The sequence below is a fragment of the Candidatus Woesebacteria bacterium genome, assembly GCA_016700095.1.
Classification (GTDB): Bacteria; Patescibacteriota; Microgenomatia; order UBA8517; family UBA8517.
The window spans coordinates 895166-909388 of record CP065002.1; the positions used below are offsets into that span (position 1 = coordinate 895166).

The window sequence follows — 14223 nt, forward strand, 5'->3', positions numbered from 1 at the left end:
TTTTTCACTATTTATACATTATTTAAAAATATTACTTTTATATATGTTTAGGTTATTTAATATGTAAAGCAGTAAAACCGCAAGTGAATTAATTCCAAATTTCAAACCGGGTAGCAATTTAATAGAAGAAGACTCTTCGTAAAATCTAACAGGAATTGGTATTTCTCCAATTCTTATTCCCTTGGCTATAGCAGAAACCGTGAATTGCTGATCAAAAATAAAATCATTTGAAAATCGCTGAAACGGTACAGTTTCGAGAGTGGTTGCGGAGTAAGCCCGCATACCCGACATGTGTTCACTAAAATTTACACCCAGTACTGGATTGGCAAATAATGTATACATCCGATTAAACAAGTATTTATGAAGGGGCATTCCGCCATCTAGCGCTTCTTTGCGAGTTCGTATTCTACTCCCAAATGTGTAACCGTATCGCCCTTGTAAAATTGGCCGAATAAGTTCTTCTATCAAAGTTGCGTCATACTGATAATCGGGATGAATCATTACAACCACTTGAGGTTTGTACTGAAGCGCTTCCCAGTAACACGTTTTCTGATTACCACCGTAACCAAGATTTTTCGGATGTTTATAAACTTCAATCCCCAATTTTTGAGCGGTTTTGACAGTTTTATCCTTACTGCCATCATCAACCAATATTATCTTTTTGACAATTTTTTTGTTTATGTCAGCGAAAGTTTTTTTGAGCGTTTTTTCAGCATTAAATGCTGGCATAACGACTATAACTTTTGGCTTTCCCAACTTTCTTGCGCGTCTTTCTCTATTCATATTCTTAATACATCGATGTATATGGATTGCCTAACGTGGTAACACTGGGTACTGCTTTATATTTATTATAACTAACTCCATTCATTAACATAGAAGTTAAATGCCCACTTTTACAAATTCCCGTGACTATTTGGAAATACGATATCAGTATCTAATTTAATTGGATTTGGGGTCCATCCTCCAAAATCTTCGGATACATCCGCCTCAAACACTTCCAGTTTATCAAAATATACATCCGACTGTGATTCTTGGTATACACCAATACTCACAACAGCATAACTCGAATTTTTAGGTATAGCGTGTGCAAATTGTTGTTTGGTAAACTCACTACTTGTTATCCGCGGTGATATTCGAACCGCGGTTCTATTTTTACGTTCGGTCGCATCACTTGCATTTTTAAAGTATTCAACAAAGACGAAACCATCTCTGGAGTTCAATCCTTCAAGTTTCGACACATGGGTTATCATTAATCCCTTTATATTATCTACACTAAAATAATTTGAGCTCCAGCTTCGAAAGTTAACTTTTTCATTTTTGTTAAAGGTAAACTCCAATAACAGATTTTTTACTCTCACATCCCTATCGGGAATTTTTACTACTACAAAATCAGACTCGGGTGCTAATGCAGGATTTGTAATCGAAAAAATCGAATAATCGGAATATTCTCGAATTACAAGTGCTGGATACGCCTCTTCAAGTAATTCTACCGGTTTGTTCCAGTATTTAAGAGAATTCATTGTCCCTTGGGACATCCACCAATAAAATTCATTTGTCATCCATTCTAGGTTTATCGCTACGAAGTCTGCATCATTAAATTCCTCCATACTATAATTATGTTTTTGATCAAACGGTAAACGTTCATAATTAACGCTATCAAAATTAACCGAGGAATGTGCTGCTATCTTTGAACCCGGAGGTATATTTTCCTCGATCCATTTTTTAGTAATCAAATAGTTCCATTCCTGTCTATACTCATTTCCCACTACAACAGATTTTGATATATTTTCAAACAGAGCTAGTCCAATTAGAGGAATAATAATTAATAAACCCACCTTTTTTGGAACTGATTTTGATATTTGTACTACAAATGCTGATGCAAAGATCATTAATAATGGAGTTACCGTAATAAAGTTTCTCGTGTAAAACCCTCCTCCAGTAAGAAATGTTATGACAATCAAAAAAGGTACAATCACAGATAGCAGCATAAGCTTCTCTTTAAATCTGGTAAAAATACTTATTATTCCCAAAATTACGAGCACGCTTGTAACCCTACCCAAACCATAGTGGTACAAATATGAATAAGGGAAAAAATCGAATTCATTTTTACCTGTTTTATATTTCAAAGATACATCTACTATCTGTTCTCTAAATTGCTCAAAGTGAATAAAGTGATAAGGATTTATTATTAAAGTAATAACCATTATCGACAATCCTGCAATAAATATTTTTTTGTCAAACAAACAACCTATTAAAGCGCTTTTGTTTTTAAAATGAAAATAAAAATGAGCTAAAAGTAAAGGTGGTATGGCGTAAACATGAAACTTTGTGGAAAAAGAAAGTCCAGCTCCAATTCCCGCTAAAAGATAACTCTTAATACTTGGTTTATCAATAATTCGATAGGTTAGTAATAGTGAAAGTAATAAAAAAAATGCATTATAAATATCTGGTAAAGCGAGGTGGCTGTTTAGAACTTGTCTGTAATTTACAGCTACAAACACAGATGATAACAATGCAACTTCTTTTGCAAACATTTTTTTTGCAAGTAAATAAGTTAACAAGACATTTCCAACACCAACTGATGCCGCAATAATTCTACCCCAAGTAAGAACATGTATTTCTCTAATCCCTAATATACTGAGTTGTAAGATTTTATTAGATTCTTCGGTTGTTAGTGGAAAGTTATACAATCCGTCGACGAACATGCCAATGTTTGATATGTAAAACTTCCCCCAAGAAAATGGTATAAATATTAATTTAAAAAATAGAGCGTTTAGTATCGGTATTAAACCCGGATATGCATAGTGAAGGGAATAGCCGTTTGCATCTAGCGTACCATCAATCAATATATAAATCCCTTGAGAATAACTCATTCCTTCGTCAGCATGATATGGTGGATAACCGGGATAAATACCAGTAAATCGCAAATAAGCTGCAGCAAAAAGAATTGCTAGTAATATTTTTTTCATTTGATAGCTTCAGCTTTCCAGAAGTAGCAAAATCGGTCGAATGGCTGGTTTTTTACTAATTTATTACCGTATATACTTGTAAACTCCAACATTTTATCGTAAAACGGTATTTTGTATAACGCAGGAATTAATATCGTTGAAAAAAATAAAAGTCTTTCTATTCTATGCGGGATTATTTTCCATTTTACAAACTTTGAGTTAAGAAACAATTTATAATAATCTCCTTTTGTAAATTGCCTTTCATCCTCACCGAGTGCAAATTGTGGAAACGTTGGAAAAACTTTTCTTAGTTTTAATAATTTGAACAAACCACGACCGGTAAAACCAATTGGATTATGTAAGTTGGGGTCAACTGTATATAATATTCCTCCCTTTTTTAAAACCCTATAACTCTCATCTAAAATACATTCCGGATCGGCCACATGATGAAGAATATTAATTGCAACAACTACATCAAAGGTATCAGATCTAAAAGGGAGTTTTCTCGCATCACCAACAACAAAATCATTATTGGGAAATTTTTCTTTGGCTCTAATCATTTGTTTTTTAGATAATTCCAACCCAACAACCCGTCTTCCTCTGATATGTGATGTTGATACCCCATTACCACAACCAATGTCGAGAACTGCATCGGTTAACTTGGTCGGTATATAATTTGCAGCTTCTCCCGATTCTTCCCAGAATTTTAATTTTTTAAATATTTGCATATTCTTTTTGTATACGCTTAATGCACTTTTTGTAACTCCCTTTTGCCACTCATCTTCCCAGGCTTCAGCCTCTATTTCTAAATATGGGTCAAGTTTGGTAAAAACAGGAACGCCGTTTTCTATCTCATACTTTACCGAATTTGCTGATATTAAAGTATTGTTCTTTCTAATCAATTTCCGCTTTGATATAGGATCAACAAGAATATCCAGAAGTTTTTTATTTATTTTTTGATTTGGCATAAATATATTATATGACTAAAGGGTTTCTTGCTGTGAGGATAGGTTTTCGAGATAGAATATCCATTTCCGCAAAGTAATTCATCCCACTCTTTTTCTCTGCGATAATGAAAATTAAAATCATATAGCTTTTTCTCAAATAAAATAGGTACTATGAAGGCATCCGTAAGCCAAGTGAATATTGATTTTAATACAGGTCTTTCAATAATTTCAACGATTATTAACTTTCCATTAGTGTTAAGTTTAGCGAATGTTTCCTTGACTACTTTCTCCTGAGATTTTCTATTCGGCAAGTGGTGAAGAACATGAGACAATATAATACAATCGGCTTTCGGATATTTACCCGACACAATATCTCCTTTTTCAAATTTTGTGTTTTCGACTCCTTTGTTGGCGTCTTTTAGTCTATTTTTGTTTATCTCAATTCCGACCAGCTTCCTATTTTTTGAAGAAAGTGCAAGATAATTTGTTAGTATACCGTCACCACAACCAAGATCAATTATTCTTCCTGATTTTGGAACTAGCTTGTTTATTTCCTCGAATGGAGCGTCCCACATTCTAATTAACGAAAATATTTCAATAAAACCTGCTCCGTTATATAGCTCAAGAGTTTGTTTGAACAAATTACCATATTTAGGTTTTCCAAAGATAAAAAAATATATTTTAAAAAACGCTTTAACGAAAATAATTAATAATGATTTTACTATCGCCATGGGTTATTGATAATTTATAAGTCTAGAAATATAATTACTTAAATGGAACTATCAATCATTCTACCAATTCACAATGAAGAATCAAATATCAATCCTCTGTATGACAGACTTTCTCTTGTTCTTAAGAAATTAAAGGTTAACTATGATTTAGTTTTTATTAACGACGGAAGCACGGATGATTCATTAAATAAATTACTAGCACTAAGAAATAAAGACAAAAGAGTTAAAATAATAAACTTCTCGCGCAACTTTGGTCACATGTCTGCAGTTACGGCTGGTTTAAGAAACGCACAAGGAGATAAGGTTGTCATAATGGATTGCGATTTACAAGACCCTCCGGAAGTTATTCCTCAGTTGTACAAAAAATCAAAAGACCACGACGTCGTTTATGCGATTAAAGAAAAAAGGAAAGAAGGGCTAGTAAAGCGTGCAATGTTTTCGTTGTTTTATATCATCCAAACACACATAGCAGATCTGCCTATACCCGCAAACGCCGGAACTTTTTCAATTCTTGATAAAAAAGTTGTAAAAATAATTGATACTCTACCCGAAAAGAATAAATTTTTTTCAGGTCTTCGGGTTTGGGTGGGATTTAAACAAGGCAGTATCACTTATGAACGTGCGGCAAGATTGTCAGGTGAGAAAAATTCTTTAAAAAAGCTTGTTAAACTGGCATTCGACGGATTATTCTCTTTTTCTTATGTCCCCCTTAGAATAGCAAGTATATTAGGAATACTGTTTGCTCTAATTGCTTTTGTTTTGGTAATAATTGTTGGTGTTCTTAGGATATTCTTCGACTGGGGAATTGTTGGTTGGGCTTCTACATTAACCACAATTTTATTTATTGGCGGAGTTCAGTTAATAACGTTAGGTATAATAGGCGAATATTTAGCAAGAATTTATGACGAAGTTAAAAACCGCCCAGAGTATATAATTCAAGATAAACATGGGTTTGATAAATAACTACTCCATATCCTTCTCAACTCTTCGGAAATCATTTATAAATTTATTAAAATCCACTTTTCTTGAAAGATTGTTAAATATAAACTGATCGTTTACTTTTCTTTGTTGTTGAATTATTTTTCGTTTCTCTAGTGTCACTTTAATATTTCTTATATTATAACCAATGGCATCGATTATCATAACAGCGCTATTCTTTTGTCCTCTTAGGAAGAACACGAATGCGATTCCCAGTGAAATAAATAAATGTATTGGTAATATGTAAATCAAGTTTATTAATTCAAGATTTTTAATAAGTGACATAATTCTGTTTTTGTAATAATCGTAATTTATCTTCACAACATCCAATCTTTTTATGGTAAAGCCGACTTTATGTTCAATTGTTGCGTTAGGGAAATAGACTACTTTCCAACCAGCAAGCCATACACGCCAGCAAAAATCACTTTCTTCGAAGTAAGATACAAAATCATTATCAAAAAGCCCAATTTCATCAATTACACTTTTGCGAACAAGCATACATGCCCCCTTGCACGAAAATACTTTAGTTTCCTTATTAAATTCTTTACTGTCTTTTTGCCCAAATCCCCAATGTTCGAGAAAACCTATACGTGTAAAGAAACTTCCTGCATTATCCAAGTAACTGATTCTACCCTGCCCTTCCGTAACTATTGGCGAAGGAGGTGCTTGCCCGTCCGTAGGTTTTGGCGAAGGAGGGTCCATCATAAATATCTTGGGTTGAATTACTCCCAATTTTTTGTCCTTTTCCATGCGAGATACCAACTGGTCCAACAAGTCAGGTGAAACAACCGTGTCGTTATTTAGCAGTAACACATAATCTCCTTTGGCAAACTTAATCGCCTGATTGTTAGCAGGAGCAAAACCGAGGTTCACTTTATTCACCAATAGGCGGTAGTTGGTAGTTGGTAGAATTATTTTTTTGGCTAATTTTTCACTTCCATCGCTACTTCCATTATCAACAACTATCAATTCCCAATTTTTATATTTAAGTTTAGAAAGCGAAGTTAAGCAATTTTTAAACACTTCCCCACCATTCCAGTTGACGATAATTATTGAAACTTCAGGAACTATTCTAATTCTCATGTTTAGTACTTTTTACGAATTGTTGTAATTAATGTTTTTAAAAATTTATTAATACCTACCGCGCTTATGTATCCCAGAATTGCAGAGGTTGCCTCTAATATCCTAATCGCAATAAAAGTAAGTCCAAGTATTGGATGAAATATAAACTTTTTCCAATTCTTGAAATATGCCTTTCTAAAAAGCATATTACCTTGAGAAGAAATTAATTCCGGATGTTTTTTGGCGTATGATGCACTTTTTGCGGCATAATAATATTTCTTTCTAAGTTGTTTGGGCAGTGTTAAAGTTTCTTCGTGGTGTAGTAACCATTCGGTTGACCAGCCAATCTTGTGTCTTTTACTGATTCGATAGGGTAAATCATAATCTTCAGCCCCGGTTAACTTGACATCATAACCATCAAATTCATTAAATATCTTTTTATCAAAAAACCTGGCTACTTCTATTGTCGCATCCCCCATGTACATCTCTCTTTCAAATCTTCTAACCCTACTCATAAAACTTCCCCCAGTAGTTTTTTCGGGTATGATAAGTGCCTTATATTTAGAATTGGATATAATTTCTATGCAATTCAAAACGACGTTGGGTGTCAATTCCATGTCAGCATCCAAAAACACTAAATAATCTCCCTTTGCTCTATTTGCCCCAAAATTTCTCTGGATACTTCTTTCTGCATGCTTTCTGGCATAAACACGAGTCGCATATTTATTTGCAATACTTACCGTTTTATCCGTACTTCCATCGTCTACTACAATCGATTCAATGTTTTTATAACTTTGCTTGCCGATGCTAACCAGCAAACGCTTGATATTCTTCTCTTCGTTAAAGGTGGGAATTATTATTGAAACCTTTGGGTATTTCATATTGCTTTTATAATTCTTCATGTATAATAACAAATTAGTTACACAAGTTATAGTTAACTCAGTGTAAAATCATCGGTATATGTTGTCTTTTGACTTTGAGTGTTAAGGATTTCATACATGTCAAATTAGTGTTGAAAGAGGAAATTATTAACCATGTAACTATTTTAATCCGGTTTTATGACAAAAGCACGTAAATTATCTTTTGTAATTCCTGCAAAAAATGAAGAGGGATCTATTGAGATACTCTATCAAGAAATTATTAGCGTTGTTAAAAACAAAAAGTATAACTATGAAATAGTATTTATTGACGATGGATCAACGGATAAAACTTTTGAAAATTTCACAAAACTTAAAAAAGGCGATCCTTGTGTAAAAGTAATTAAACTAAGAGGAAACTGGGGCAAGGCGGTAGCTATGCAAGCAGGTTTTACTCATGCAACCGGTGACTTAATATTTACTTTGGATGCTGATCTTCAAGACAACCCCAAAGAGATACCAAAGTTTATTGAAAAAATTGACGAAGGATATGACCTCGTCGTTGGTTGGAAAAAAGAACGACATGATCCTTTGAGCAAATTAATATCAACAAGATTATTCAACGGAACGGTTAAATTACTCACAGGACTCAAAATTCATGATGTAAATTGTGGGTTCAAAGCATACAAAAAGGAAGTTATAAATGATCTACCTTTGTATGGTGATCTATTTCGTTTAATTCCAGTAATCGCTCAAAAACAAAACTACAAAGTTGGAGAAGTAATTGTCGAACATCGAAAAAGAAAACACGGTAAATCTAAATTTGGCTTAGAGCGTAGTTATAAAGGTATGCTTGATCTTCTGACGGTAGTATTTTTAACAGGTTATCTCAAACGCCCTGGGCACTTTTTTGGTGGGTTAGGCTTTTTATCTTTTTTTGGAGGATTTCTCGTCGGAATGTATATCACTTTTCTTCGTTTTACAACCGGGTCAATTCAATATAGACAGCCACTTCTTTTCCTGGGAATCTTGCTTATGGTAATTGGAGTACAATTAGTAACCACCGGTTTGTTGGCAGAGCTTACATTACATTTAAATCAGAAATCTTCTGTAGCAAATAAAACCGAAACAATTCTCTAGTTACTTATATATTTTTACTTCCACCTTATCTATTGTACTCAAGCATTGGTCAATTGGACTCATGACAATACGAGCAAATCTAGTCTCATTGCCTATAAATGGAATGACGATATTTTTGTCAGTAGGATAGAATCCCATAAGCGGTACACTCCAATCTTCTTTGGGCATAGTCCCAGGTAAACGTTGCCAATTTGTATTGTCTGTAGAAATTTGAACATAACCATGCTCTATATCCAGACATCGTGCGTCATCGTACGAAATACTAATTTTAGCTAAATCAACTATCTTTCCGAGATCAACAACAAACCCTTGATCTGAATATTCGTATGTAAAACCATAATAGTCTGAAATTGACGAGTATTTCTCGGTTCGATATTTTGCTGTGTTTTCCCACACTTTTAATATCGATGCTCCATCAACATCTATTGAGTAAATTGGGTGTAATCCCAAATTAAGATATCTGTCGTGAAACGAAGTTAATTCAGTTCCTTGGTACGTCAATGCAATTATATATTCTCCCTCTTGAAGGATCCCGCTTCTGTAAGAATTTGAAAGTCTTATATCAGGTCGTATCCAAATGAGAGGTATGTTGGGGATAAGTTCACGAGCGTAAGCGAGCTTAGTCCCATGAGGTGTACTTTTATTTATCCATGATATACCTTCCCTATACGCTACGCCAAAACTATTTCCAGCAGCCGGAAAATTTATAGATCTGGCACCAATATGTCCTCCTATTAGTGAATTGAAATAAACATTTTCGTTCGGGTGAAGAGAAATTAATCTAAATATATGGAAAGTATAACCAGATATTAATACTATCCAAAATAGTGATCGGAGTATTTTTTGCTTACTTACCAGGTTGTAAATCGTCAAAGCACCAATACCGCACAATATTGATAAAGGCGCAACATACTCCATTATCTGACGGACTCCACCATAAATATTTGTTCCCGGGGCAGTAACTCTTGCAATTGGAACTATCAACCAAAGAACAACCAGAAAATAAAATCCATTATTTCGATTTCGTAAATCACATATAGCCTTTGTTAATCCCAGTGCCGATAGAATAAGAACGATTATCGGGGTTGAGAACACTATCCACAACATGGGGTATAGATTAATTCCACCAAAGGCAATGAATCGTTTGTCGAAAGAGTCCGTAAGTCCAATTTCATGATAGAAATTCAATACGGTTTTGATATTAGACAAAGGATCTAGCCATAAAAATGGCCATAGTGCAATAAAGATAAATAATGCCAGAATGGGAATACAAAACAGAGTCATTATAAGCGTTTTGTTTTGTAAAAGTATTTTTTTAATTTCACTACGCCTGGGATACAATAGTAGAATCATCCAGGGCAATACGATGAATGGTAAAAAAAATGCATTAAACTTTGTTCCCAAAGCTAGTCCGGACGTTATTCCTGCAATCAACAACAATCGCTTTTTCTTTCTGAGAACTCCATACCACACAAGCATAAGTGTTAATAAAATATATACCGCTTCTGGAATATCTTTCTCATTATTAAAATGAGCTTCGGACCAATACAGTGGATACGACAACAAAGTTAAGGCAGATATAAATCCTGCAAGATATGAATTTGTTGTATCAGAAATCCAATAAAATAAAAAAGCGACCGACATTGAAAAAAGTAATATTGAATATACACGATATGAATCAATATCATTAATTATTCCCCATTTCTGAAATAGAAAGTAGTTAAATAGCGACGAAATAATATCGCTTGCAGGAGGATGTCCACCATCGTTTTCCATAAAATAATTAAAATCAACTCCAGCATTTTGATATAAACTAACACGAGCTACATCTTCTCGCGATTTGTCGATTGGGCTAAAAGCTAGTTTGTCCGGATCTTGCCAGTATTTCGTAAATGTCGGCAAATTCGAGAAATCACGAGAACCAGTTAAGAAATAATTCAGATATGCTTGTCCGCGCGGCAAGTGATTGATAGTATCCCAGTTAATTCCATAGTGTGGGAGCGTAACCAATCCAAGAATAAACACTAGAACAAAAATAAATAAAGTGTACAACCTAATATTGCGAAGTTTTTGGCTTTTAATCATTTTTAATTCTTTTCAAGGAGAAAGATATAATTAGGCATAAACGGTAAGATTAAAGACTGTGGAAGTAACTTGCTAATCGGTTTATATTTCACTAATCCATCAAAACCAAATTTCTCAGGATTCCGTAAAACAGCTATCGTGTAATCGTGAATAATAAACTTATGACACAATTTTTTAATTCCTTGATGACTAAGGTATTTATTACCCATAAATGAATTACCCTTACCCATTATTCTAACGTAATAATCAGCCAAGCGACTCGGCAAAAAGGTGAGCAAAGGAAGCTTATATTGAGATTCTATTATCACAAATCTGTTCCGGGCTCCAAGAAAACATATCCCTCCCGGTTTAAGTATACGATAGATTTCATCAAACATGAGTTTTTGATTCTCAACACAGTTATAAACCTGATTAGCAATTACAATATCAAACGAATCATCTTTGTAAGGAATTCTCTCGTCGGTGGTTACTTTAAAATTTAGATTTTTTTTCTTAAATGTAGTTTTTGCTTTTTTTATTGCATTCACATCAACGTCAACTCCCACTACATGTTTATAATACTTTGACATGTAATCTGCGATCGTTCCAATGGATGCCCCATAATCCAATAGTATCAGTTTTTTTGTGTTTTTTTTGAGATGCGCTGATATTAAATGATGTATTTGACGAGCTTTTTTTTGACGACTCTTCTCACCCATCGCGAAGGGTAAAGCCTCTGAATAATCCTTATTATTTGCTTTATTTTTTTTCATGCTTAACAAATTACTCGTTACCATCGCACATCTTAATTTAATAAATATTATCTACTTACACGATGCTTAATATAGGATAGCTCATGATTTATTCTTTATTAAAATAATAATATTAATAGATTCTTCACGATAATAGTTTTTTAAATAAATCGTTATATTGTTGTCCTATCGCATTCCACGAAAATTTAACCTGAACCAGTTGACGGCTATGTTTACCCATTTTATCACGAAGGGGTTTGCTCGCAACAAGTTTACCGAGCACACTTGCGATTTCATTTAACGACTTCTCACTTATCAAGTACCCATTCTTTCCATCTTCGATAACAATCTTGTAACCTGGAAAATTTGTAGTTACAATTGGCTTTCCACAAGACATTGCCTCCACTACCGAAACAGATTGATCATCTAGATTACCTTTTTCGTCACGTATAGACGGGAGAATAAATACATCTGCTAAATTATAATAATTGACGAGTTTGTCGTATTTTACCCATCCTGGAAAAATAATATGACTTTCTACGTTTAATTTCTTTACTAATTTTGTCAGGTCATTTCTTTGGTCGCCTTCACCCACAATAAGAAAAGTGACTTTGTTGTATTTTTTAAGGACGGTTGGTATTGCTTCAATTAAATAGGAAAACCCTTTCTTGGGAACCAGTCTTCCCACAGACACAATCACAACATGATCTTTGGGTATATTGTGTTTTTTTCTAAGTGAAGCAATAGCTGATCGATTTGGCTTAAATATCGATGGATAAGTACCATAGATTATTGGAGAAAATTTCTTCATAAGTAAATTTCTAGCCTTTATATCGACTGGGTGATTAATTTTTGCAAGATCCTCTAATAACTGCGGGCTGTTGCTTGTAATCCACTTAGAACGTCTTGTAGCGAAACGCGCCATCCATCTAAACTGTGGTTTTTGGGCAATGTAAACATCGGAGCCCGGAAGCGTTGATACGACAGGTACTCCTGTCAAGTACGATGCGATTGATGCAATAAAACCATTCGGTACGATCCAATGTGCATTAATAATATTGATCTTTTCTTTTTTTATTAATTTTATTAGTGCAACCAATCCAAAAAAGTACATCAATGGGGACAGAGCATACATTATTTTAGGAACTCCCATGTCGTTTTTCAAAGTATTAGAATAACCCAACATATGGAGACTTTCCGGCCAAACATATTTATATGTAACAATGGTATATTTTTGATCGCTTACTTTTCGTTTAAATCCTCGTGTATACGGAGTTAAGACAAATACATCATTTCCAGCTTCAGTTTGCCCATACGCAACACCATCCATAAAGGGAGCCGCATAATCATTCTTGTAACGAGGAAATGTGTGAGTGAGAATGCAGATTTTCATTGATAATACTCTTTTAGCGTTTTAATTACATATAGAACTTCTCTTTTTCTCATCTGTGGATATATTGGCAACGAAAGAACTTCCTTGCATGATGCTTCAGAAACTGGAAAACTATTTGTTTTATTTCCCAAATGTTTATATGATGGTGTTAAATGTATGGGTTTAGGGTAATGTACTGCGCTTGCTATACCCTTATCGCTTAAATATTTTATTATTTTTTCTCTATGCTTCACTCGTATAACCAACAAATGATAGACGCCGTACGTCCTTTTGGCTTCTGGCAGTAATACAATTGGGAGATCTTTCAAACCATTCTGGTATATTTTTGCCAACTCACGTCTTCTTTTATTCCATTTCTCAAGATATTTAATTTTTACATTAAGAATTGCTGCTTGGGTTTCATCGAGTCTGCTGTTATAGCCAACAAGAACGCTGTTGTATCTACTTTTTTCACCGTACATTCTCCACAATTTTGCCTTGTCAGATATTTTCTTGTTATTCGTAAGAATTGCACCTCCGTCGCCATGTGCTCCCAAATTTTTTGTAGGATAAAAACTAAAACATGCAACATCACCAAATGTACCAACTTTTCTATCATTATATCTAGCACCGATTGATTGCGCGCAATCTTCAATTAGGAAAAGTTTGTGTTTATTGGCAAATTTCTTTATTGCAATAATTTGAGCAGGATTTCCATACAGATGTACAACCACAATTGCTTTAGTCTTATTTGTAATACTGGCCTGTAATTGATTCACGGAAATTAGCAATGATTCCGGATCAACATCAACTAACTTTATTTGCACACCAGAGTGTGATACTCCAAAAGCAGTCGGATATACATTTGCTGGCACTAACACCTCATCATTCTTTCCAAGTCCCAGTGATTGTATTGCAATTGTTAACGCATCTGTTCCCGAATGAACTCCTACCGCGTATTTTACACCAATATATGTAGCGAGATAATTTTCAAAACGTGTCACTTCCTCACCAAAAAGATACCGGCCACTCGATTGTACTTGTTTAACAACTTTATCAAGTTCAGGCTTTAGTTCACGGTATTGTCTTTTCAAATCAACAAATTGAACCGTTTGCATAAACAGGATTCTACCAAATAGGCAATTATCAAGCAATGCTATCCGGAAGAATTTGACATAAACGAGTTACCCCATCAATAGTAAAACACACCCCACGCAATACAGGGTTTACACATCTCTTTTGTCAATTATTAGACAATTTCCAAAATTACTAAGTAATTTTGTTATTACATTTTATCGACACGCTACTAGATATTTAAAAGGCATCAACAAAAAAAAGACTCTCGGAAGCGACACATAGCGTTTACCAGCAA

The 14223-nt window shown here is 34.2% G+C and carries 12 protein-coding genes; 2 read left to right on the plus strand and 10 right to left on the minus strand.

Annotation, left to right across the window (positions count from 1 at the left end; translation table 11 throughout):
- Positions 1–18: 18 nt before the first annotated feature.
- From IPM62_04510 to IPM62_04525, 4 genes are all read right to left on the minus strand, one after another.
- Positions 19–729 carry a glycosyltransferase family 2 protein gene (locus IPM62_04510; protein QQS39588.1) on the minus strand — a complete coding sequence of 237 codons (711 nt, stop codon included), beginning with the start codon at positions 727–729 and terminating at the stop codon, positions 19–21.
- A 164-nt stretch (positions 730–893) separates the two neighbouring features.
- Positions 894–2969, minus strand: coding sequence for a glycosyltransferase family 39 protein (locus IPM62_04515; protein ID QQS38616.1), 2076 nt, complete (start codon positions 2967–2969; stop codon positions 894–896).
- Positions 2966–3916, minus strand: a complete 951-nt coding sequence (locus tag IPM62_04520) for a methyltransferase domain-containing protein (GenBank protein QQS38617.1) — start codon at positions 3914–3916, stop codon at positions 2966–2968. Before IPM62_04520 ends, IPM62_04515 begins: the two co-directional genes overlap by 4 nt.
- Positions 3898–4626, minus strand: coding sequence for a class I SAM-dependent methyltransferase (locus tag IPM62_04525; GenBank protein ID QQS38618.1), 729 nt, complete (start codon positions 4624–4626; stop codon positions 3898–3900). Before IPM62_04525 ends, IPM62_04520 begins: the two co-directional genes overlap by 19 nt.
- A gap of 42 nt (positions 4627–4668) precedes the next feature.
- Here IPM62_04525 and IPM62_04530 point away from each other — a divergent pair, with 42 nt between their 5' ends.
- The gene (locus IPM62_04530; protein QQS38619.1) at positions 4669–5589 is read left to right on the plus strand and encodes a glycosyltransferase family 2 protein; all 921 of its coding nucleotides are present in this window, start codon (positions 4669–4671) and stop codon (positions 5587–5589) included.
- Here the strand turns inward: IPM62_04530 and IPM62_04535 are convergent, their stop codons facing one another.
- Entirely contained in the window at positions 5590–6687 is a 1098-nt protein-coding gene (locus IPM62_04535) for a glycosyltransferase family 2 protein (protein QQS38620.1), read from the minus strand.
- A 2-nt stretch (positions 6688–6689) separates the two neighbouring features.
- Positions 6690–7547 carry a glycosyltransferase gene (locus IPM62_04540; protein ID QQS38621.1) on the minus strand — a complete coding sequence of 286 codons (858 nt, stop codon included), beginning with the start codon at positions 7545–7547 and terminating at the stop codon, positions 6690–6692.
- Between the two features lie 177 nt (positions 7548–7724).
- Between IPM62_04540 and IPM62_04545 the strand changes: the two genes are divergently transcribed.
- Positions 7725–8663, plus strand: a complete 939-nt coding sequence (locus IPM62_04545) for a glycosyltransferase family 2 protein (protein QQS38622.1) — start codon at positions 7725–7727, stop codon at positions 8661–8663.
- On the opposite strand, the gene IPM62_04550 is transcribed toward IPM62_04545, so the two are convergent.
- From IPM62_04550 to IPM62_04565, 4 genes are all read right to left on the minus strand, one after another.
- Complete coding sequence (locus IPM62_04550) at positions 8664–10748, minus strand: glycosyltransferase family 39 protein (protein ID QQS38623.1); 2085 nt, start codon at positions 10746–10748, stop codon at positions 8664–8666.
- A gap of 2 nt (positions 10749–10750) precedes the next feature.
- A complete protein-coding gene (locus IPM62_04555; protein ID QQS38624.1) occupies positions 10751–11500 on the minus strand; it encodes a class I SAM-dependent methyltransferase in 750 nt (249 codons plus the stop codon).
- A 124-nt stretch (positions 11501–11624) separates the two neighbouring features.
- Entirely contained in the window at positions 11625–12872 is a 1248-nt protein-coding gene (locus IPM62_04560; protein ID QQS38625.1) for a glycosyltransferase, read from the minus strand.
- Complete coding sequence (locus IPM62_04565) at positions 12869–13969, minus strand: DegT/DnrJ/EryC1/StrS family aminotransferase (GenBank protein ID QQS38626.1); 1101 nt, start codon at positions 13967–13969, stop codon at positions 12869–12871. The genes IPM62_04560 and IPM62_04565 overlap by 4 nt, the downstream gene beginning before the upstream one ends.
- Positions 13970–14223: the final 254 nt, after the last annotated feature.